Raw genomic sequence first — 19,291 nt, forward strand, 5'->3', positions numbered from 1 at the left:
CGACATGACGACAAACGAACCCCTTCGCGGCTGGACCGTGGCCGCCCGCGTGCTGATGGCGGTGATCTTCCTGGTCGCGGGCGTGCGCAAGCTCATGACCTATGGCGCAACGCTCGGCTACTTCGCCAAGCTCGGCATTCCGCTGGCCGACATGGTGCTGCCGCTGACCATCGCGCTCGAGATCGGTGGCGGGCTGCTGCTGATTGCCGGCTGGCGCGTGCAGTGGGTTGCCGGCGCGCTGGCCCTGTTCACGTTGGCCACGGCCTTTGCAGCGCACGCGTTCTGGGCCGCCGATGCGGCGCAGTTCAACGCGCAGCTCAACAATTTCCTGAAGAACGTGGCCATGGCCGGCGGCTTCCTGCTGCTCATCGTGCAGGCGGGCGCTGGCGAGAAGACTGCAGGCAACCGGGGCTGAGCGGAAAACTCCTTTCCGTTCCTGTCGTTGAATGAAGAGGCGGCCCGGCGGGACACTCGCCCGGCGGGCCGCCGGCGTATCGTGATGCCCGGCATCGGCCGTTCATGAACATTCGAGAGACAGACAGGAAAAGCCATGACCACACCATCGTTCGTCTACACCAGCGTGCCCCAGCGGGTGGTGTTCGGCGCGGGCTCGCTGCAGCATCTGGCGCGCGAGATCGACATGCTCGGCGCGCGCCGGGCCCTGGTGCTGTCCACGCCCGAGCAGCGCCCGCAGGCCGAGCGGGTGGCCGACATGCTCGGCGCGCACGCGGCCGGTGTGTTCGACCGTGCCGTGATGCACGTGCCGATCGAAACGGCGCGTGAAGCGAGGGAAGTGGCGGCCCGGCTGGGGGCGGATTGTGCCGTGGCCATCGGCGGCGGTTCCACCACCGGGCTGGGCAAGGCCATTGCGCTCGATTCGGGCCTGCCGATCCTCGCCATTCCGACCACCTATGCGGGTTCCGAGATGACGCCGATCTACGGCATTACCGAAGCCGGCATGAAGAAGACTGGCAAGGATTTCAAGGTGCTGCCGCGCACCGTGATCTACGACCCCGAGCTTTCGCTGGGCCTGCCCGTGGGGATGAGCGTGACCAGCGGCATCAACGCCATCGCGCATGCGGCCGAAGGGCTCTACGCGGTCGATTCGAATCCGATCATGGACCTGATGGCGCAGGAAGGCATTGCCGCACTGGGCCGCGCGTTGCCCGCCATCCGCGCCACGCCCAAGGACCCCGATGCCCGCAGCGACGCACTCTATGGCGCCTGGCTCTGCGGCACGGTGCTGGGCAATGTCGGCATGGCGCTGCACCACAAGCTGTGCCACACGCTGGGCGGCAGCTTCAACCTGCCGCATGCCGAGACCCACACCATCGTGCTGCCACATGCGCTGGCCTACAACGCCGAAGCGGCGCCGCAGGCCATGGCGCGCATCGCGAAGGCACTGAGAGGGAGCAACGCCGCGCAAGCCGTGTACGACCTTGCGCGTGACAACGGAGCGCCGGTTGCGCTGCGCGACATCGGCATGAAGGAATCCGATCTCGACCTGGCCTGCGAGCATGCGCTCAAGAACCAGTACCCCAATCCGCGCCCGCTGGAGCGCGATGCGATTCGTGCCTTGCTGCAGAACGCGTGGGAAGGTGTGCGGCCCTGATTTGCAGCAGGGCCGCGTCGCCGCTTACAGGCCGGCCTGGCGCGTGAACGACACCGTCGGCTTGCTGTAGGCCGAGGGCACCTGGTCGCGGTAGAACGCGCGGCGGTCCAGGCTTTGCAGCGGGTCGTGAGCGGTGGCCACGGCCTGGTCGCGCACCGCATTGCGGTCGAGCGTGGAGTTGACGGCCACAGTGCCTTCTGCGGCGCTGTCGGAGTAGGGATTGCCGGCGCGCGCGGCGGCCACGGCTTCGGCCTGCACGTCCATGCGGCTGGCGGACGAGGTGATGGCGTGCACGCCTTCGTAGGTTTCGGCATGTACCGCGCCCGCGGCACCCAGCATGGCGAATGCGGCGGCGGAGATGGCGATGAGTTGCTTGGTGTTCATGATGCGAGTCCCTTTGACTGTCAGTGTGGGCGGCGGACATTCGTCGTTGCCACGGGATGCAGTGTGAAACCGCATCGTGGTTTGCGCTGTGCGTTTGCGCACCGCTTTCAGCAACTACAGGGGGGCGGCGCTGTGCGGTGCGTAGAGCACCGCAAGAGGTTCGGAGCGGCCGCGCACGGTGAGCGTTTCAACTGTTCCCATGGCATCGGCAACGCCGGCCTGCTCGGCCGCGAACAGCGAGACGACGAGGCGCGATGCGGCCGTCTTCGAATGGTCCTGCAGCCGGCTCGCGGTGTTGACCACTTCGCCGATGGCCGTGAAGGTCGTCGTCTCCAGGTAGCCCACTTCACCCACCGCCGCACGGCCCGCATGCAGGCCCATGCCGAACTCCAGCCGCTGGCCGAACTGCGCCTCGAAGCCTTCGCTCCATGCGTCCATGCGCTGGCCGATCAGCTCCGTCGCGTGCAGTGCCTGCCTGCAGGCGGTGGGCAGGTCGCATTCGAGCCCGAAGATCGCCATCACGCTGTCGCCGATGAACTGGTTCGGCACGCCGCCGCTTTCGCGCACGGCCGCACCGACGGTGGCGAAGTAGCGGTCGAGCACATAGGCCAGGTCGAAGGGCCACTGCCGCTCCGACAGGCCCGACCAGCGCCGCAGGTCGACGAACAGGATCGCCACGTCGCGCTCGCGCCCGAAGCTGCCGACCGGCGCGGGCCGGCCTTCATTGGGCAACGGCGCGAACAGCGGCGTTACTTCGATGTCGCCGCGCGGGCGCAGCTGGCAGGCCAGGCGCACGTCGGCCGGCGCGCGCACGCGTTCGAGCGTGCGCTGCTCGTCGCGGCCGGGCTCGCCGATGTGCTCCGCCGGGCCGGCCACGCGCACGCGGCAGGTCGAGCAGCGGGCCCGTCCGCCGCAGATCGACACGTGCGCGATGCTGTGCGAGCGGCTCGCTTCCAGCACGCTCCAGCCGCGCGGCACCTGCACCGTACGGCCGGGGTAGCGCAGCGTGACCGATGGCTGCCGCGATAAGCGCGCGAAGCTGTTGCGCCCCCAGCGCGCCGCCAGCAGCGCGACCAGCGCCAGCCCGTAGAACCACTTGATGTTGCCTTCGGCCGTATTCAGCGCCTTGCCTTGCTCGGGCGTGGGAAGCACGGTCGGCGGCACGCCGCTCCACTGGAACTCGCGCCCCATGGAGACGAAGCCCATCGCCGCCGTCAACGGCAGCACAACCGCAATGGCCAGCAGCAGGTAGGAAAAGCGCCGCCAGGCCGGCTGCGCCCGCAGCGCGAAATGCAGGCCCAGGCAGCCGTGGACCCAGGCCGCCAGCATCATCAGCAGCTGTGCGGCCGCGCCCTGCCAGTCCCACAGCCCCCAGACCACGCGCACATACGAGCCCTCGATGCCATAGGCCAGGTAGGCGCCGCGCATGGCAGTGAGGTGCGTGGCCAGCAGCAGCGGCAGTGCGAAGCCCAGCAGCACGCGCAGGCCTTCGAGCGGCGGCATGCGCAGGGTGCGGCGCTCCCACAGGGCGACCACGGCCAGCGCCAGGTGCGTGGCGGCCGCGCCGTACAGCAGCACGGTGCCCGGCAGGCTGTGCCAGAACTTCTGCACGCCGCGCAGCACGGTTTCGGCCGCCGCAAAGGAATAGATGCCCAGCGCATGGTTCAGCAGATGCGCCGTGATGTAGGCCATCAGCACCAGCCCGCTCGCCCAGCGGAGATTGCGCCGTGTCGGCGGTCTCAGGGAAAAAGGGGGAGCGTGAGGGGAACGTCTGTCCATGAACGGGTTCGAAGCGGCACCCGAGCATAATCCGCGCGCCTAACCCCGTTGACCATCAACCCCCGGCATGGCCAAACCCGAACCTACCCCCCGCTCCAGCCTCGCGCTGCGCCAGATCGCGCTGCTCGAAGGCCTTTCAGACCAGCGCCTGGACCTGCTGGCCCAGCAATGCCTGTGGCACAGCGTGGAAGCCGGCAAGCCTTTGCTGCTGCGCGCCGAGCAGCAGGGTGACCTGTTCCTGCTGGTGTCCGGCCGGGTGCGGGTGACGACCTACTCGGCCAACGGCCGGCAGGTGACCTTCCGCGATTCCGAAGCCGGTGAGCACTTCGGCGACATCGCCGCCATCGACGGCGGCCCGCGCTCCGCCGACGTGGTCACGCTGGAGCCCAGCGTGGTCGCCAGCCTCGATCGCGCCGCCTTCATGGCCCTGCTGCACGACGAGCCCCTGGTGGCCCAGCGGGTGATGCTGCGGCTGGTGTCGCTGGTGCGGCAGCTGTCGGAGCGCGTCATCGACCTGAGCACCCTCGGCGTGCAGAACCGGCTGCATGCCGAACTGCTGCGCCTGGCCCGCACCGCCGGTATCGACGGCAACCAGGCCCGGCTGGACCCGGCTCCCAAGCACGCGGCGCTGGCCAGCCAGATCAGCACCAACCGCGAGCAGGTCACCCGCGAGCTGAATGTGCTGGTGCGCGACGGCGTGCTGCGCAAGGACGACAAGGCCCTGCTGGTGGCCGACGTCGCCCGCCTGGAACTGATGGTTTCGCAGGTGCGGGGCGACACCGACTGAGCCGGAAGACGCTCAGTTCCAGCGACCCTTGACGCCGCCCACGCTGAAGCGGCCGGCACCCAGCAGCACCACCGTCAGCGCGCCGAACAGGTACAGGCCCTGCAGTTCCAGCGCCCAGCCGCCCTGCTTGGTCAGCGAGAACAGGTCGGCCATGTGCACGAGGCCGAAGGCCACCAGCATGTTGATGACCACCACGGCAGCGGCGGCACGGGTGAATACGCCCGCGATCATCAGCAGCGGAGCGACGATTTCGCCCACGTACACCAGGTAGGCCAGCCCACCCGGCAGGCCGGCCTTGGCCAGCATGCCGCCGATGAAGCCCACGCCGGCAGACAGCTTGAAGATGCCGTGCAGCAGCACCAGGAAGCCGATCGTCACGCGAATCAGCAGCTTGCCGGAATCGTCCAGCGTAGCGGGGGAGAGGGCGGAAAGCGGCGATGCGATCGGCGCACGCGAGGTGTTGGCGGCTGCGGCCTGGGTGTTCATGGCAGATCCTTGCTTGGTGGAAAACGGTGGGTCCGCCGCGGAATGCGACGGTTGCGGTTCCAGTTTGCGGAGCTGCCGAAATCAGGGATGTGCGTTTACGCACATGTTTTGGCGAAAGGCCGTTCTGCGCGGTCAGTGGCTGCCGAAATGGCTTGTCCACTTTCTTTCATAGTCCATTTTTGCGAAATGCGCCGCCATGAAGTCGATGAAGCTGCGCACCTTCGCCGACAGGTGCTTGCGGCTCGGGTACGCCAGGTTGATCGTCAGGTGCGGCAGGTCCCAGTCGTCCAGCGTGGGCACCAGCCGGCCGGCCACGATGTCTTCATAGACGATGTAGGTCGGCTGCACCAGGATGCCCATGCCGTCGAGCGCGGCGGCGCGCAGCACCTGGCCGTCGTTCGACTCGAGCAGGCCCGTCACCGACACCGTGTGCGTCTCGCCGCCTCGGCTGAAGCGCAGCTCGTTCGGGTTGTTGGCGTGGGTGTAGATCAGCAGCTTGTGCTGCTTCAGATCGTCCAGCGTCTTCGGAAAGCCGTGCTGCGCAAAGTAGCGCGGCGACGCCGCCAGGATGCGCCGCGTCTCGCCGAGCCGGCGGATCGTCACGTTCGAATCAGGCTCGTACTCGCGCGTGCGGATCGCCACGTCGATGTTGTTGTCGATCAGGTCGAAGTAGCGGTTTGCGGCCTCCACATGCACCGTCACGCCCGGGTAGCGCTGCGTGTACTCGCGCAGCAGCGGCGCGATGTGGTGGATCGAGAAAGAGAGCGAGGCCGTCACGCGCAGCACGCCGGTGGGGTTCAGCGCGGTGGCGTTCACGGTCGATTCGGCGTCCGCCAGGTCGGCCAGGATGGTGCGGGCGCGGCCGCAGAACTCGCGGCCGGTGTCGGTGAGGTACAGGCGGCGCGTGTTGCGCTCGACCAGCCGCGCGCCCAGCCGTTCTTCGAGTGCGCTCAGGTGGCGGCTCGCGGCGGCGTTGGACAGGCCCAGCGCTTCGGCCGCGCGGCTCAGGCTGCCGGCATCGGCGATCTGCACGAGCAGGGCGATTTCGGTCCAGCGGTCCATGGGCGGTGTCTCCGGGGCTTGTTTTCTTGTCGGGCTGATCTCAAGAAAACATTGTGCTGGATGGCGCACCGGGAGCCGGCTTCAGTGAACGAAATGTCCCCCCGCGCCGATCATGGTCATCTCGACGAACCGCGAGCCGTTGTGGTTGTCCGGCGTGAAAGACACGGTGAAGCCGCCCGCGTCCCAGTTGCCCATCGTCTCCAGCGCCGCCGCCAACCTGGCCCGCGTGAGATCGCGTCCCGTGCGGCGCAGCCCTTCGACCAGGGTCTTCGCGGCCAGGAATCCTTCCATCGATCCGAAGCTCATTCCTGGCACGCCAGCCTTCTGCATGGCCCGGGCATATTCGTTCTGCAAGGGCGAAGCCTTGCCCCAGGGGAAGGGCACGACTTCGGAAATCATCACGCCAGCAGCGGCGCCGCCCAGTTCGTCGGCCAGCGCCTTGCCGCCGACAAAGGACACGCTGACGAACTGGCCGGTGTAGCCGGTCTTCTTCATTTCCTTGATCAGGGTCGCGCTGGAAACGTAGGAGCTGATCAGCACGACGGCATCCGGGCGTGCTGCCTGCAGCGCCTTGGCAGCAGCCCCCACATCGGTGCTGTGCCGCTCCACCATCGCCGTTGCGACGATCGGCAATCCCCGCTTGGCTTTCGCCTTGGTCACGGCGTCGAGTCCGGCCTTGCCGTAGGCGTCATTCTGGTGAAAGACCGCGATGCTCTTCGTGCCGGTGACCGACAACTGGTCGAGGATGTATTCGGCTTCGTCGAAATAGCTCGCCCTGACGTTGAAGACCAAGCGGTTGAGCGGCTGGCGCAGCGCCTCGGCGCCGGTGACCGGCGCAAAGAACGGCACCTGGGCCGCCACGGCCAATGGCAGGGCCGCCAGCGTGGTGGAAGTGCCGACATAGCCGAACAGCGCAACAACATGGTCCTGCTCCAGCAGCTCGGCGGTGTTGCTCGCCGTCGTCTGGGGATCGTAGACGTCGTCCTTGGCGCGCAGCTCGATCTTGCGGCCGTGGATGCCGCCGCCCTCGTTGATCATCTGGAAGTAGGTGCGCGCCCCGAGGTTGAACTCCGTGCCGAGCTGCGCGGACGGGCCGCTGAACGGCGCCGACTGGCCGATCACGATGGTGTCGTCCGCGACCACGGCCTTGTCCTTCTCCCTGGCGGAGCCCGGCAGGCTGGTGAAACCGAGCGAGGCGGCCGCGGTACAGGACACCAGCAGGGAACGCCGCGTGAGCGAGTCGGGCCGTGGGCTATGGGGAGTGGTCTGGCTGAGAGGCATGTTGTATCGAGAGACAAGGCGGAACGCGCTGTAGAGAAACATCCTGTGGCAATTGTTTGCGAACTTATGTACTCCTGACCAGTCGTCGAATTGGAATTCAGCCGATCACTTTCCGGGGTAATCGCCTGCCGCGTTATCAGCGCGCACGCCGGCAGACCGCCTGCGGCGGCGTCGATTGCAGCGACGTCATCGGTCCTTGTTGGGCGAGCAATGAGGGTTCGACCATTCCGCTGGGCGGAAAAATCATTTGCGCCCGGGCGCTTTCGTGCGAACGGCGTGCGGCCTACAGTGCGCCGAGACAACATGGAGACAGCCACGATGCGCAACCTCAACCAGGACAACATCACCCAGGCCGTGCTCGCGCGCTTTGCCGACACCCCGAGCCCGCGCCTGCACGAGATCATGACCAGCCTGGTGCAGCACCTGCACGCCTTTGCCCGCGAGGTGAAGCTCACCGAGGAAGAGTGGTTCCAGGGCATCCAGTACCTCACCGCCACGGGCCAGAAGTGCGACGACAAGCGGCAGGAGTTCATCCTGCTGTCGGACGTGCTGGGCCTGTCGATGCTCACCATCGCGATGAACAACGACAAGCCCGCCGGCTGCACCGAGGCCACGGTGTTCGGCCCCTTCTACTTCGAAGGCGCGCCCGAGTACGAGCACGGCGACGACGTGGCCAACGGGGCAGTGGGCGCGCCCTGTGACGTGTTCGCCACGGTGCGCGGACTCGACGGCGAGCCGGTGGCCAATGCGGTGGTCGATGTGTGGCAAGCCGACGAAGGCGGCCACTATGACGTGCAGCACCAAGGGCTGGACCACGCCGAGAACCGCGGCCGCCTGCGCACGGCGGCCGATGGCTCGCTGCATTTCCGCAGCGTGCTGGCCGAGGCCTATCCGATCCCGGTCGATGGGCCCGTGGGCGACCTATTGCGTGCGACCAAACGCCACCCGTGGCGGCCCGCGCATCTGCATTTCAAGATCGAGGCGCCGGGCTACGAACGGCTCATCACCCACGTGTTTCGCGACAGCGACCAGTGGCTCGACTCCGACGCGGTGTTCGCGGTGCGCCAGTCGCTGGTCGCGCCGTGGACGAAGCAGGACAACGGCCGCTGGCGGCTGGACTTCGACTTCGTGCTCAACCCGTTGAAGCAGCCTGCCTGATCCAAACAAAAACAATGAAGGAGACAACGCAAATGACAGACACCCTGCAGCAGGAGCTGCTGATCCGCCGGATGATCGAACGCTGGGCCGTGTGGCGCGACGCCGGCGACTGGGAGCGCTTCGCCACCGTGTGGCACCCCGATGGCGTCATGATGGCCACCTGGTTCCAGGGGCCGTACTCCGAATTCATCCGCGTCACGCAGGAGGGCTGGGCCAAGGGCGTGAGCATCCTGCACTTTCTGGGCGGCTCGGCCATCGAGGTGGCTGGTGAGCGCGCCATTGCGCAGACCAAGATGACCATCTCGCAGCGCGGCATGGTCGAGGGCGTGCTGTGCGACGTGGTGTGCACCGGCCGCTTCTACGACTTCGCGGAAAAGCATGGCGGCGAATGGAAGCTGTTGCACCGCCAGCCGATCTACGAGAAGGACCGCATCGACCCGGTGGACCCTGCCGCCACCGTGACGCTCGATGCAGCCGTGCTGGCCGACCTGCCCGAAGGCTATCGCCACCTTGCCTACATCCAGCAGCGCATCGGCTACACGGTGAAGCTCGACATGCCGATGCTCAAGGGGCCGGCGGTGGAGGCGCTGTACCAGCGCGGTGCGCGCTGGCTCGCTGGCGGCGCACTCGAGCGCTGACGGAGCGGCCATGGACACCACACTCGACCGCCGCAGCGTCATGGCTGCGGCGCTGGCGATGCTCGCCATGCCGAAACTCGTGCTTGCGCAGGACTGGCCCGTGAAGCCGCTCAAGCTCGTCGTGCCGCAGCCTCCCGGCGGCGGATTCGACTTTGTCGGTCGGCTGATCGCAGAGCGCCTTTCGCGCGCTCTCGGCCAGCCCGTGATCGTCGACAACCGCTCGGGCTCCGGCACGGTGGTCGGCACCGACTTCGTCGCCAAGGCGCCGGCCGATGGCTACACGCTGCTGGTCGGCTCGGTGTCGAACCTTGCGCTCAACATGGGGCTGTACAAGAACCTGCCCTACGACTCGCTGCGCGACTTCGAGCCGCTGGGGCTGGCCGTGGCCTATAGCTACACGCTGATGGCGCGCAAGGATCTGCCGCAGGGCACGCTGAAAGACGTGGTGGCGTTTGCCAAAGCCAATCCGAAGAAGCTCAACTACGCATCGGCAGGCAATGGATCGGGGCAGCATGTGATCGCGGCGGCGTTGTGGCAGCAGGCCGGTGTGGAGCTCACGCACGTGCCGTATCGCGGTGCGCAGGCGGCGTATCAGGATCTGCTCGGTGGGCGAGTCGATCTGTTCTTCGATCTTTCGCCTACGGCGCGGCCGCAGGTGGTGGCTGGCAACGCGAAGGCGCTTGCGGTGTCGGGTACATCGCGGCTGCCGACGCAGCCTGACGTTCCCACCATCGGCGAGACCGGTGTGGCGAAGCTGGAGCTTGAATCGTGGTTCGGTCTCTTTGCTCCGGCGAAGACACCGCCGGCGGTGCTGGAGCGACTGCGTACCGAGCTTGCAAAGGTCATCGCAATGCCTGAGGTGATGGATTCGTTCGTGAAGGCCGGTGGCAAGCCGCTCGCGCTGTCGCAGCCTGACACGCACGCGCTGGTGCGCAAGGACGTGGAGCGCTGGAGTCGCACGGTGCGTGAGCTGGGTATTCAGCCGGAGTAGCGCCAGAGCGCCTGCACGGCGCGCCCTGTCCTGCTACGCTCGCGAAGCCCACCGCCCCGGTGGGCTTTTTTCTGCGCTTCCTCTTCCCATGGCCTTTCCTCTCATCACCGACCCGCATTTCTATGCGGTCGCCATTCCCGCCGTGCTGCTGCTCGGCATCAGCAAGAGCGGCTTCGGCGCGGGCTTCGGTTCGCTCGCGGTGCCGATGATGGCGCTGGCCGTCACGGTGCCGCAGGCTGCGGCCATCCTGATGCCGCTGTTGCTGCTGATGGATGTGCTGGGCCTGGCGGCGTTCCGGCGCGACTTCGATCGCTCGCTGCTCAAGTTTCTGATTCCGTTCGGGTTGCTGGGTACGGTGATCGGCACGCTGCTGTTTCGCATGCTGTCGGCGCACACGGTGGCGGGCATCGTCGGTGTGTTCACGTTGCTGTTTCTGGCGCAGCGCCTGCTGCTTCCGCCCAAGCCCAATGACCCATTGCCTTCGCGCGGCGTGGGCGCAGTGTTGACCACGGTGTCGGGCTTCACCAGCTTCATCGCGCATGCGGGCGGGCCGCCGATCAATGCCTATGTGATTCCGTTGCGGCTCACGCCTGTGGTCTTCACGGCCACCATGGCCTACTTCTTCTTCGTGGTGAATCTCAGCAAGTGGATTCCCTACGCGTGGCTCGGCCTGCTCGACTTTCGCACGCTGGCCACGTCGCTGGTGCTGATGCCGCTCGCGCCTCTTGGCGTGTGGGTCGGCATCCGCATCGCGCGGCGCATCGATGCGACCTGGTTCTATCGCTTCGTGTATCTGGGCATGTTGCTCACGGGCCTGAAGCTCGTCTACGACGGCTTCCTGGCCTGAGCAGTCGTCCCGGGCGAGATCAGAGCTCGACGATGCTCTTGAACCCGCCGAAGATCATCCGCTTCGCATCGAACGGCATGGTCTTCGGGTCCATCGCCGCGATGCGCGGGTCGGCCATGACCTTCGCGTTCACCGTGTCGCGGTGCTTGCGCGACTTGTAGACGATCCACGAGAAGGCCACTGTCTCGTCGGTCTTCAGCTTCACGCTCTGCGGAAACGAGGTCAGCTTGCCGGGCTTGACGTCGTCGGCGATGCACTCCACGTATTCGATCGCGCCGTATTCCATCCAGACCTTGCCGGCCTTGCGCGCCAGCTTGCGGTAGGCCTCGACGTTGGCGGTGGGAATGGCGACGATGAATCCGTCTACATAACGAGCCATGGGTGTTCTCCTGAATAAGTTGTGGAAACGCTGAAGAAAGAAAACCGGCGGTTGCATGGCGTGTTGCCGCTCACGATGCCGCCGTCCCCCGGGGTGCTCCTTTTTCGTCAGCCTTTTCGTTGTTCTCCATTTGCCCAGGCATGACGGTGCGAAGCAGCAAGGCCCCGATCAAACCCGCCGCCGCCGCGAACACGGCGCCGACGAGAAACGCAAGGTTGTAGCCACCGGTGAGGGCCAACGGCATCTGTGCACCTGCCGCTTCCATCGATGCGCTGCGCGCGGCCGCGGCGCTGGCCAGCACGGCCAGGCCCAGCGCGCCGCCCATCATGAAAGAGGTGTTGACCACGCCCGAGGCCAGGCCCGAATCGGACGGGCTCACCTCGCTCATCGCAGCCAGCAGCACCGGGTTGAAGGCCATGCCCGCGCCGAGGCCGAGCAGCATCATTCCGGGCAGCACGTCGGTCACGAAGCTGCCGTTGACCGGCGCGCGCGCGAACAGCGCCAGCCCGATGGCCGCGAGCCAGAGCCCGACGGCCAGCGGCTTGCGAATGCCGAAGCGCATCACGATCTTTGCGGAGAGGCCGAGCGAGAACACCGCCATGATCACGTTGGCCGGCAGGAAGGCCAGGCCGATCTGCATGGGCGTGTAGTTCAGCACCAGCTGCATATACAGCGCCGAGATGAAGAACCACGCGAACATTGCCGCGGCCCACAGCACGCCGACCACGTTGGCGACCGACACGCTGCGCAGCTTGAACAGGCCCAGCGGCATCAGCGGATGCTGCACGCGCGACTCGATGCCGATGAAGACAGCCAGCAGCACCACCGCCGCGCCGAGCAGGCTCACCGTTTGCGTGGAGCCCCAGCCGGCTTCGTTGCCGTTGACCACGCCGTACACCGCGAGCATCAGCGACAGCGTGACGGTGATTGCGCCGGCCACGTCGAGCTTCTCGCCATGCGCATGGCCGCGCGCGCTGGGCAGCAGCGCCACGCACAGCGCGTACACAGCCACGCCGATCGGCAGGTTCACCAGAAAAATCCAGTGCCAGCTCAGCGTGCTCGTGAGCAGGCCGCCCAGCAGCACGCCGATGCTGCCGCCGCCTGCGCACACGAAGCCGTACACGCCCATCGCCTTCGCGCGGTCGGCCGGTTCGGTGAAGAGATTCATGATGAGCGAGAGCGACACGGCCGAGACCACCGCGCCGCCAAGGCCCTGCACCGCGCGCGCTGCCACCAGCAGGCCCTGCGAGGTCGAGACCCCGCAGGCCAGCGATGCCAGCGTGAACAGCACCAGGCCCGCGAGGAACACGCGGCGGTGGCCGTACAGGTCGCCGAGCCGGCCACCCAGCAGCAGGAAGCCGCCGAAGGTCAGCATGTAGGCGTTCACCACCCAGACCAGCGAGGTCTCGGTGAAGCCCAGGTCGGTACGGATCGAGGGCAGCGCCACATTCACGATGGTGGTGTCGAGCACGATCATCAGAACGCCGAGGCACAGCACCATCAATGCGAGCCAGCGCTTTCGGCTGTCGAGTTGGTTGGTCATGGGAAGTGCAATTCCTGTAGAGCGATGGGAGGAAGGGTCAGACCAGCGGCTTCCCGCCGTTGATCAGCCACGGCGTGCCGAAGCGGTCGGTCACCATGCCGAAGCCTTCGACCCAGAAGGTCTTCTCGAAGGGCATGGAAACCTTGCCGCCGTTGGCAAAGGCATCGAACACGCGGCGCGCTTCGGCGACGGTATCGAGGGTCAGCGCAACGCCGAAGCCCTTCATGCCTTCGTACGGCTGGCCGGGCATGGAGTCGGAGGCCATGAGCAGTCCGTCGCCGTAGGCCAAGGAGGCATGCATGATGCGCTTCTTCGCTTCGGGCGGAAACTGCTCGGTGTCGGGCGCTTCGCCGATGGTCATCATCATCTGCATGGTGCCGCCGAGCGTCTTCTCGTAGAAGCGCATGGCCTCTGCTGCGTTGCCGTCGAACGTGAGGTAGGCGTGGATGGGGGACATGAGGTTTCCTTGTGGGGTTACTTTTCGGTGGCCGTCTTGAGATTGGCAAGGCCTGCTTCGAAGTCCTTGCCGATCATCTGGTCCATGTTGAAGAAGATGCCCATGAGCTTTGCAACGTAAGGGCTGGGGCCATACATGGCCCAGGTGACCTGCGTTGCGTTGCCCTGGGGCTGCAGCGTGAATTCGGCCGTGTTGTGGCCTTCGAAGGGCTTGATGAAGTCGAGCTTGATCGCGACCTTCGATGAAGGCGTCGACTCCACGATCTCCATGCTCCCGGCGCCCGCCTTGTCGTTGCCCTCCCAGGCGTAGGTTGCGCCCTTGCCGCTTGCTGTGCCGCCGAAGGTGCGCTTCATGGCGGGGTCGAGCTTCTCGTAGGGCGACCATGCGCTCCAGCGGTGGAAGTCGTCGATCAGCGGAAAGATCTTGTCGGCGGGTGCTTCGATGCGCGCGGTGCGTTCGACGCGGAAGGTGTCGGGCCGGGTGGCGGCGAAGATCAGCAGTGCGGCGATCGCGAGCACGATGACGAGGGCGATTTTCTTGAGCATGTCGGGAGCTTTCTCGGGAGATGGATGGAGCGTGCGGGAATCAGGTGGGGTGCGCGACGACCAGCAGCCAGCCCACGCCGAAGCGGTCGGTCAGCATGCCGAAGTTCGAGGTGAAGAAGGTAGGCATCAGCGGCTGAATGACCTGGCCGCCTTCGGCCAGCGCGTTGAACCACTTGACGACTTCGGTGTCGGTGTCGGCGGTGAGCGCGAGCATGATGCCCTCGAACTTCGCCTGGCCCGAGCAGCGGCCGTCGGAGGCCATCAGCTCGGTGTCGCCGATGCGGAACACGGCGTGCATCACCTTGTTTGCATCTGGCGTGCCACCGGCGCAACCGGCTTCGGCATTCTCCGAAGGGGCTCCTGCAGGCGCTTCGCTGTAGCGCATGAGCTGCACGACCTCGGCGCCGAGCGCCTTCTTGTAGAAGCCGAGCGCTTCGTCGCAGCGGCCTTCGAACGAGAGGTAAGACTGGACTTTCATTGCGATTCCTTTGGATTGGAGAGGTGACTCGGAGGCCCCCGGTGTCATGGGCCGCAAACAATCGGATTACTTTGTGTACACCGTCCACAAAGAATAACAGGGATAATGGACAGTGTCCACATGGAATTGCAATGAAGCTCAACAACGTCCCCGACACCCTGCCGCCCGCCCGCAGCACTTATCGCCACGGCGACCTGCGCCGGGCGCTGCTGGACGCGGGCATTGAACTGGCGCGCGACGGCGGCCCCGGCGCGGTGGTGCTGCGCGAGGCCACGCGACGCGCGGGCGTGGTGCCCAATGCGGCGTACCGGCACTTCGGCAGCCGGCAGGAGCTTTTGTTGGCGGTGCGCGAGGCGGCCCTGGCCGCGGCGGCGACCGCGATGGAAAAAGAGCTGGCGGTCCTGCCCTGCGACCAGCCACCCGCAGACTTCGCGCGGGCGCAAGTGCGCGCCGTCGGCACCGCCTATCTACGCTTCGCGCAGGCCGAGCCCGGCTTGTTCCGAACGGCCTTCGTGATCTCCGACGAGGGCAGCGGCGAACTCGGCCCGGGCAAGGCGGGCGCCAGCGGGCTGGACCCGTTCCAGCTGCTGGGCAAGGCCATCGACCGGCTGGTGGACGCGGGCGTGCTCGACCCGGCGCGGCGCCCGAATGCCGAATATCTCGCGTGGAGCGCAGTGCACGGGCTGGCGCTGCTCATCATCGACGGGCCGCTGCGCGAGCTGCCGGCCGAGGCTGCGCACAGCCTAGGTCAGCAGCTGATCGACATGGTCGAGCGAGGTCTCTGAGGCCCCTTCAAAACGCTAGAAATAGATTTTTTGCAGCAGCCGGATCAGCGTCTCGCGCTCCCGCGCAGTCAGCTTGGCACTGGCATCGGCTTCGAGCTGGATCACGGTCTGCTCGGCCTCACGGACCAGCGTTTCACCAGCCGCCGTGAGATGCAGCCCGACGGCACGGCCATCGTGCGGGTGGGGGCGGCGTTCGATCAGGCCCCGGCTGTCCAGCGTGGCCACCAGGCTCACGAGGTTCGGCGGCAGGATGTCCAGCGCGTTGCACAGCTGCCGTGAGGTGGCCCCCGGGTTGTGCGCCAGCAGCGACAGCACTGAAAAGTCGATCTGCTTCAGCCCGTAGGGCGCCATGCGCTCCGCGAAGAAGGCGCTGACGATCAACCACGCTCGGCGCGCGTTGTAGCCGACCAGGGTTTCGAGCATGCGTGCGTCGAGCCGGTCCTGCTTGCCTTGCGGCACTGCGGCCTGCTCGCCTCTCGCGGGGGCGGGTTTCGGGGAGGGTGGCATGGTCCGAGCGTAACCGCGAGTGGAGGCATGCGAGCGCTTCGAGTGGCTAGTTGGCGACACCCGGGGGCGTCGCGGCATGATGGCTCAGGGCCACCGTCTCGCAAGCCCGCTTGACGATGCCCAGCCGCATTTCGAACTCGGGCAGCACCCAGCGGCGAAAGGCGGCCGCCGCCCGGGCCTTGTCAGCGTCTTGAGGCGCCACTGCCTCGATGCGTGCCCAGGCCCACGCCATCAGCGTGAGCATCGTCACGCGCAGGTAGTCGTCGGCCACCTCGTAGGGCAGCACCGGGTTGGCATGCGCCGCCATCGCGACGGTGGTGCCCAGGTAGCGCAGCTGCGCCAGCCGGCGCTGCACGTCGGCATCGGCTTCGCGCGAGGCGTCGAGCGTGTCGCGCAGCTCGAGCAGCACGGCCGACATGCCCACGCCGCCATCGGGCAGCACCTTGCGCACCAGCAGGTCGATGGCCTGGATCTCGTTGGTGCCCTCGTAGATCATGGTCACGCGCGCGTCGCGCACGATCTGCTCGATGCCCCATTCGCGCACGTAGCCGTGGCCGCCGAACACCTGCAGGCATTCGCTCGCGCCATGAAAGGCCTGGTGCGTGCACGCGGCCTTGAGCACCGGCGTGACGAACGAACACCAGCGCTGCGCGCGCTCGCGCGCCTTGGGGTCGGCGTCGTGCGCGGCGACGTCGAGCATCAGCGCGCTGCGGTAGGCGAGGGTGCGCGCGCCGTCGATCCACGCGCGCTGCGTGTCGAGAATGCGGCGCACGGCCGGGTGTTCGGCGATCAGGTCGGCCGGCTCGCTGCCGCGGCTGGCGGGCACGGCGCCGGGGGCGCGCATCTGGCGGCGCTCGGCGGCATAGGCGTCGGCCTTCTGCCAGGCGGCGTCGAGCAGGCCGATGCCTTGCAGCGCCACGTGCAGGCGCGCCGAATTCATCATCACGAACATCGCGGCCAGTCCGCGGCCGGGCTCGCCGACCAGCCAGCCGGTGGCATCGTCGAAGCGCATCGTGCAGGTGGGGCTGCCGTGCAGGCCCATCTTTTCCTCGATGCGCTCGCAGTGCACCGCGTTGCGTGTGCCGTCGGGCAGCAGCTTGGGCACGAGCACCAGCGACAGGCCCTTGGGACCAGCCGGCGAATCGGGCAGGCGGCACAGCACGAGGTGCACGATGTTCGGCGTCAGGTCATGTTCGCCGCCGGAAATGAAGATCTTGCCGCCGCTCACCCGCAAGCTGCCGTCGGCCTGCCCCATCTGCGGTGTGGCGCGCGTGCGCACCTGCCCCAGGTCGCTGCCCGCATGGGCTTCGGTGAGGCACATGGTGGCAAGCCACTCGCCGGTCGCGATCTTCGACAGGTAGCGCTGCTTCAGCTCCTCGCTGCCATGGTGCTTGAGGCAGGCATACGCGCCGTGCAGCAGGCCGGGCGCCATCGTGAGGCCATGGTTGGCTGCGGCCAGCCATTCGTAGAGCACCGTTTCGAGCACTGCGGGCAGGCCCTGGCCGCCGTCTTCCGTCGCGGCCGACAGCGCGGGCCAGCCACCGTCGACGAAGGCCTGGTACGCCTCGCGAAAGCCCGGTGGCGAGACGACTGCGCCATCGGCAAAGCGGCAGCCGATTTCGTCGCCGCCACGGTTGATGGGCGCCACCACCTCGCCGACGAAGCGGCCTGCCTCTTCGAGCACTTGCGATTGCAGGGCCTCGTCGACTTCGGCAAAAGGCGCGAGCGCAGCCAGGCGCGCGGGCGCGTCGAGCACGGCATTGAGCAGGAAGCTGACGTCTTCGGGGCGGGGCTGGTAATCCATCGGAGGTTCGGTAACTCGGTATCAGGGCGTCGGGAGCTTGCAGGCGAAGCTGCTCGCGCGTTCGGTGTCGCCGCCGGTGTAGGTTGCGACTTGCGGGTAGGGGCACAGCGGCCGCGTGCGTTGCGCCGACCAGTTGGCCGGCACCTCGGCGTTGGGCATCGGCGTGCCCGCGCCGCGCGCGGAAGCGGTGACCGATGCGGGCGCCTTGCCCTGCTCGACCCAGTCGACCAACGCGCTCAGCATGTCGAACTGGTCGGTGGCCGGGCCGCCCGCGCAGTGGTTCATGCCGGGCACCGGGAAGTAGCGTGCGAACGACGAGGCATCGCCGCCATTCGCGGCCTGCACACGGTCGTACCAGGCCTGCGTGTCGTCGGACGAGAACACCGGGTCGCTGGTGCCGTGATAGACGATCATCCGGCCTCCGCGGTCGCGCAACGCGCCCAGGTTGGCCGCGTCGGGCGGCGTCATGAACGACAGGGCCGATTCGCGGAACACGCCATCGGTGGCCGCGATGCGCGGTGCGTCGCGGTCCATGTCGAAGCCCAGCGCAAAGGGCAGGCCCTGCGGCCGGTCGGCCAGTGGCGGCGTGCTGAAGATGAAGCCCACGGCACCCGCGTCGCGCGTCGGCGGGCTCGCGAACTTCCACTCACGCCAGTTGGCGCCGCTGACGCCCGCGTCGAACGGGAAGCTGCTGTAGATCGGCTGGCCCGCGTTGTTGCGCGCGCCCTTGAACACGTCGGCGAGCGCCTTCTTCTGCGGCGCGCTGAGGCACATGCCGTCACGCGTACCCGCCGCGCAGGTGGGCACCGCCGTCTGGATGTCGAAGCGCGTCTTGCAGGCATTGACGTTCGACACGATGCCGTCGGCCAGGCCGTCGAGCGCGTCGCAGCGCTGCAGCACCTTGTCGGCCACCAGCTTCAGCTCGGCTGGCGTGAACGCGCTCTGCAGGTCCGGTTGGCCGACGGGTGTCTTCGCGCTGGCCACCGCCGCGTACTGCTGCGCGCCGTAGAGCTGCGCGACTGCCGCCTTCGGCAGGTTGAAACCGGGGTCGCCCGCGAGGATGCCGTCGTACTGGTCGGCCGAGCGCACGGCGGCCACCATTGCATGCCGCCCGCCGTTGGAGCAGCCACCGAAGTAAGAGCGGTCGGGCCCGCGGCCGTAGGCCTTGGCGATCAGGTTCTTGGCCATCGGCGTGAGCTGCGCGACGGCGTTGTAGCCGTAGTCGAGCCGCGCCTGCGGGTCAAGCCCGAAGCGCGGGCCCATCGAGCCCGCATGGCCGGCGTCGGAGCTGATGACGGCAAAGCCCATCTGCAGCGCGCTGCTGCGCGGCCCGCCACCGCCGATGCCGCCGAGCGCAGGCACCACGACGCCGTCGAGCCCGCCGTTGGCCTGGTAGAAGAAGCGGCCGTTCCATGCAACAGGCAGCCGCATCTCGAAGCCGATGGCATAGCGCTGGTTGTCGACGGGGCTCGTGCGTTCGTTCATGCGGCCCTGCACGAGGCAGTGCGCGGGCGCGCTCATGGCCACGCCGCCGACCGTGACGCTGCCGGCCGGTACGTCGGTGACCGAGGTGTAGACCGTGCCCGGCAGAGCGGCGCGGGCGGCAAGGTCGGTGCAGGCCTGGAGCGTGCCGGGCCGCGCGGCGGCCAGCGGCGCATGCGGTGCCGTATTCGGTGCCGCGGGCCGGCCCGCGCAGGCCGCGAGCAAGGCGGCAACGCCGAGCGCGGTTGCGCACAGGCCGAGGTGGATGTGGCTCTGTCGGGTCATC

General features: G+C 67.4%; 21 protein-coding genes. 8 read left to right on the forward strand and 13 right to left on the reverse strand.

What is annotated here, in order from left to right; genetic code table 11:
* Positions 1 to 4 precede the first annotated feature (4 nt).
* Together NWF24_RS03505 and NWF24_RS03510 are read left to right on the forward strand one after the other, a co-directional pair.
* The gene (locus tag NWF24_RS03505; RefSeq protein WP_258353009.1) at positions 5 to 415 is read left to right on the forward strand and encodes a DoxX family protein; all 411 of its coding nucleotides are present in this window, start codon (positions 5 to 7) and stop codon (positions 413 to 415) included.
* Positions 416 to 550: 135 nt separating this feature from the next.
* On the forward strand, positions 551 to 1,612 hold the full coding sequence (locus tag NWF24_RS03510; RefSeq protein WP_258353010.1) for a maleylacetate reductase: 1,062 nt from the start codon (positions 551 to 553) through the stop codon (positions 1,610 to 1,612).
* 24 nt (positions 1,613 to 1,636) lie between these two features.
* On the opposite strand, the gene NWF24_RS03515 is transcribed toward NWF24_RS03510, so the two are convergent.
* Both NWF24_RS03515 and NWF24_RS03520 read right to left on the reverse strand, forming a co-directional pair.
* Positions 1,637 to 1,996, reverse strand: coding sequence for an alpha/beta hydrolase (locus tag NWF24_RS03515; protein ID WP_258353011.1), 360 nt, complete (start codon positions 1,994 to 1,996; stop codon positions 1,637 to 1,639).
* A gap of 114 nt (positions 1,997 to 2,110) precedes the next feature.
* A complete protein-coding gene (locus NWF24_RS03520; RefSeq protein ID WP_258353012.1) occupies positions 2,111 to 3,775 on the reverse strand; it encodes an adenylate/guanylate cyclase domain-containing protein in 1,665 nt (554 codons plus the stop codon).
* Positions 3,776 to 3,842: 67 nt separating this feature from the next.
* Between NWF24_RS03520 and NWF24_RS03525 the strand changes: the two genes are divergently transcribed.
* A complete protein-coding gene (locus NWF24_RS03525; protein ID WP_258353013.1) occupies positions 3,843 to 4,562 on the forward strand; it encodes a Crp/Fnr family transcriptional regulator in 720 nt (239 codons plus the stop codon).
* A gap of 12 nt (positions 4,563 to 4,574) precedes the next feature.
* On the opposite strand, the gene NWF24_RS03530 is transcribed toward NWF24_RS03525, so the two are convergent.
* The 3 genes from NWF24_RS03530 to NWF24_RS03540 all read right to left on the reverse strand — a co-directional run bounded on the left by NWF24_RS03530 (position 4,575) and on the right by NWF24_RS03540 (position 7,391).
* Positions 4,575 to 5,048 carry a DoxX family protein gene (locus tag NWF24_RS03530; protein WP_258353014.1) on the reverse strand — a complete coding sequence of 158 codons (474 nt, stop codon included), beginning with the start codon at positions 5,046 to 5,048 and terminating at the stop codon, positions 4,575 to 4,577.
* 132 nt (positions 5,049 to 5,180) lie between these two features.
* Positions 5,181 to 6,110 carry a LysR family transcriptional regulator gene (locus NWF24_RS03535; RefSeq protein WP_258353015.1) on the reverse strand — a complete coding sequence of 310 codons (930 nt, stop codon included), beginning with the start codon at positions 6,108 to 6,110 and terminating at the stop codon, positions 5,181 to 5,183.
* A gap of 81 nt (positions 6,111 to 6,191) precedes the next feature.
* Entirely contained in the window at positions 6,192 to 7,391 is a 1,200-nt protein-coding gene (locus NWF24_RS03540) for an ABC transporter substrate-binding protein (RefSeq protein ID WP_258353016.1), read from the reverse strand.
* Between the two features lie 318 nt (positions 7,392 to 7,709).
* Here NWF24_RS03540 and NWF24_RS03545 point away from each other — a divergent pair, with 318 nt between their 5' ends.
* The 4 genes from NWF24_RS03545 to NWF24_RS03560 all read left to right on the forward strand — a co-directional run bounded on the left by NWF24_RS03545 (position 7,710) and on the right by NWF24_RS03560 (position 11,025).
* A complete protein-coding gene (locus NWF24_RS03545) occupies positions 7,710 to 8,549 on the forward strand; it encodes an intradiol ring-cleavage dioxygenase (protein WP_258353017.1) in 840 nt (279 codons plus the stop codon).
* A gap of 32 nt (positions 8,550 to 8,581) precedes the next feature.
* Complete coding sequence (locus tag NWF24_RS03550; protein WP_258353018.1) at positions 8,582 to 9,187, forward strand: nuclear transport factor 2 family protein; 606 nt, start codon at positions 8,582 to 8,584, stop codon at positions 9,185 to 9,187.
* A 10-nt stretch (positions 9,188 to 9,197) separates the two neighbouring features.
* Positions 9,198 to 10,178, forward strand: a complete 981-nt coding sequence (locus tag NWF24_RS03555; protein WP_258353019.1) for a Bug family tripartite tricarboxylate transporter substrate binding protein — start codon at positions 9,198 to 9,200, stop codon at positions 10,176 to 10,178.
* An 88-nt stretch (positions 10,179 to 10,266) separates the two neighbouring features.
* Complete coding sequence (locus tag NWF24_RS03560; protein WP_093057601.1) at positions 10,267 to 11,025, forward strand: sulfite exporter TauE/SafE family protein; 759 nt, start codon at positions 10,267 to 10,269, stop codon at positions 11,023 to 11,025.
* A 19-nt stretch (positions 11,026 to 11,044) separates the two neighbouring features.
* On the opposite strand, the gene NWF24_RS03565 is transcribed toward NWF24_RS03560, so the two are convergent.
* From NWF24_RS03565 to NWF24_RS03585, 5 genes are all read right to left on the reverse strand, one after another.
* Entirely contained in the window at positions 11,045 to 11,404 is a 360-nt protein-coding gene (locus NWF24_RS03565) for a DUF1428 domain-containing protein (protein ID WP_093057602.1), read from the reverse strand.
* Between the two features lie 70 nt (positions 11,405 to 11,474).
* Positions 11,475 to 12,947, reverse strand: a complete 1,473-nt coding sequence (locus NWF24_RS03570) for a DHA2 family efflux MFS transporter permease subunit (protein WP_258353020.1) — start codon at positions 12,945 to 12,947, stop codon at positions 11,475 to 11,477.
* 37 nt (positions 12,948 to 12,984) lie between these two features.
* On the reverse strand, positions 12,985 to 13,404 hold the full coding sequence (locus NWF24_RS03575) for a VOC family protein (protein ID WP_258353021.1): 420 nt from the start codon (positions 13,402 to 13,404) through the stop codon (positions 12,985 to 12,987).
* 17 nt (positions 13,405 to 13,421) lie between these two features.
* Positions 13,422 to 13,949 (reverse strand): SRPBCC family protein, encoded by a 528-nt coding sequence (locus NWF24_RS03580; protein WP_258353022.1) that lies wholly within the window; start codon positions 13,947 to 13,949, stop codon positions 13,422 to 13,424.
* A gap of 40 nt (positions 13,950 to 13,989) precedes the next feature.
* The gene (locus NWF24_RS03585) at positions 13,990 to 14,427 is read right to left on the reverse strand and encodes a VOC family protein (RefSeq protein WP_258353023.1); all 438 of its coding nucleotides are present in this window, start codon (positions 14,425 to 14,427) and stop codon (positions 13,990 to 13,992) included.
* Positions 14,428 to 14,558: 131 nt separating this feature from the next.
* On the opposite strand from NWF24_RS03585, the gene NWF24_RS03590 reads away from it, so the two are divergent.
* Positions 14,559 to 15,212, forward strand: a complete 654-nt coding sequence (locus NWF24_RS03590; protein WP_258353024.1) for a TetR/AcrR family transcriptional regulator — start codon at positions 14,559 to 14,561, stop codon at positions 15,210 to 15,212.
* Positions 15,213 to 15,227: 15 nt separating this feature from the next.
* Here NWF24_RS03590 and NWF24_RS03595 read toward each other — a convergent pair whose 3' ends face one another.
* From NWF24_RS03595 to NWF24_RS03605, 3 genes are read right to left on the reverse strand one after another with little or no spacing between them, the layout of a single operon-like run.
* Positions 15,228 to 15,719, reverse strand: coding sequence for a MarR family winged helix-turn-helix transcriptional regulator (locus NWF24_RS03595; RefSeq protein ID WP_258353025.1), 492 nt, complete (start codon positions 15,717 to 15,719; stop codon positions 15,228 to 15,230).
* Between the two features lie 46 nt (positions 15,720 to 15,765).
* On the reverse strand, positions 15,766 to 17,523 hold the full coding sequence (locus NWF24_RS03600; RefSeq protein WP_258353026.1) for an acyl-CoA dehydrogenase family protein: 1,758 nt from the start codon (positions 17,521 to 17,523) through the stop codon (positions 15,766 to 15,768).
* Positions 17,524 to 17,544: 21 nt separating this feature from the next.
* The gene (locus NWF24_RS03605) at positions 17,545 to 19,290 is read right to left on the reverse strand and encodes a tannase/feruloyl esterase family alpha/beta hydrolase (RefSeq protein ID WP_258353027.1); all 1,746 of its coding nucleotides are present in this window, start codon (positions 19,288 to 19,290) and stop codon (positions 17,545 to 17,547) included.
* Position 19,291: the final 1 nt, after the last annotated feature.

Source organism: Variovorax paradoxus, from assembly GCF_024734665.1.
In the GTDB taxonomy this organism is placed as follows: Bacteria; Pseudomonadota; Gammaproteobacteria; order Burkholderiales; family Burkholderiaceae_C; genus Variovorax.

Coding starts and splice junctions, on each gene's coding strand:
- NWF24_RS03600 (WP_258353026.1), bottom strand. CDS start 17,523: ATGGATTACCAGCCCCGCCCCGAAGACGTCAGCTTCCTGCTCAATGCC.
- NWF24_RS03525 (WP_258353013.1), top strand. CDS start 3,843: ATGGCCAAACCCGAACCTACCCCCCGCTCCAGCCTCGCGCTGCGCCAG.
- NWF24_RS03510 (WP_258353010.1), top strand. CDS start 551: ATGACCACACCATCGTTCGTCTACACCAGCGTGCCCCAGCGGGTGGTG.
- NWF24_RS03545 (WP_258353017.1), top strand. CDS start 7,710: ATGCGCAACCTCAACCAGGACAACATCACCCAGGCCGTGCTCGCGCGC.
- NWF24_RS03575 (WP_258353021.1), bottom strand. CDS start 13,404: ATGTCCCCCATCCACGCCTACCTCACGTTCGACGGCAACGCAGCAGAG.
- NWF24_RS03555 (WP_258353019.1), top strand. CDS start 9,198: ATGGACACCACACTCGACCGCCGCAGCGTCATGGCTGCGGCGCTGGCG.
- NWF24_RS03590 (WP_258353024.1), top strand. CDS start 14,559: ATGAAGCTCAACAACGTCCCCGACACCCTGCCGCCCGCCCGCAGCACT.
- NWF24_RS03595 (WP_258353025.1), bottom strand. CDS start 15,719: ATGCCACCCTCCCCGAAACCCGCCCCCGCGAGAGGCGAGCAGGCCGCA.
- NWF24_RS03580 (WP_258353022.1), bottom strand. CDS start 13,949: ATGCTCAAGAAAATCGCCCTCGTCATCGTGCTCGCGATCGCCGCACTG.
- NWF24_RS03540 (WP_258353016.1), bottom strand. CDS start 7,391: ATGCCTCTCAGCCAGACCACTCCCCATAGCCCACGGCCCGACTCGCTC.
- NWF24_RS03605 (WP_258353027.1), bottom strand. CDS start 19,290: ATGACCCGACAGAGCCACATCCACCTCGGCCTGTGCGCAACCGCGCTC.
- NWF24_RS03520 (WP_258353012.1), bottom strand. CDS start 3,775: ATGGACAGACGTTCCCCTCACGCTCCCCCTTTTTCCCTGAGACCGCCG.
- NWF24_RS03505 (WP_258353009.1), top strand. CDS start 5: ATGACGACAAACGAACCCCTTCGCGGCTGGACCGTGGCCGCCCGCGTG.
- NWF24_RS03570 (WP_258353020.1), bottom strand. CDS start 12,947: ATGACCAACCAACTCGACAGCCGAAAGCGCTGGCTCGCATTGATGGTG.
- NWF24_RS03515 (WP_258353011.1), bottom strand. CDS start 1,996: ATGAACACCAAGCAACTCATCGCCATCTCCGCCGCCGCATTCGCCATG.
- NWF24_RS03565 (WP_093057602.1), bottom strand. CDS start 11,404: ATGGCTCGTTATGTAGACGGATTCATCGTCGCCATTCCCACCGCCAAC.
- NWF24_RS03550 (WP_258353018.1), top strand. CDS start 8,582: ATGACAGACACCCTGCAGCAGGAGCTGCTGATCCGCCGGATGATCGAA.
- NWF24_RS03585 (WP_258353023.1), bottom strand. CDS start 14,427: ATGAAAGTCCAGTCTTACCTCTCGTTCGAAGGCCGCTGCGACGAAGCG.
- NWF24_RS03535 (WP_258353015.1), bottom strand. CDS start 6,110: ATGGACCGCTGGACCGAAATCGCCCTGCTCGTGCAGATCGCCGATGCC.
- NWF24_RS03530 (WP_258353014.1), bottom strand. CDS start 5,048: ATGAACACCCAGGCCGCAGCCGCCAACACCTCGCGTGCGCCGATCGCA.
- NWF24_RS03560 (WP_093057601.1), top strand. CDS start 10,267: ATGGCCTTTCCTCTCATCACCGACCCGCATTTCTATGCGGTCGCCATT.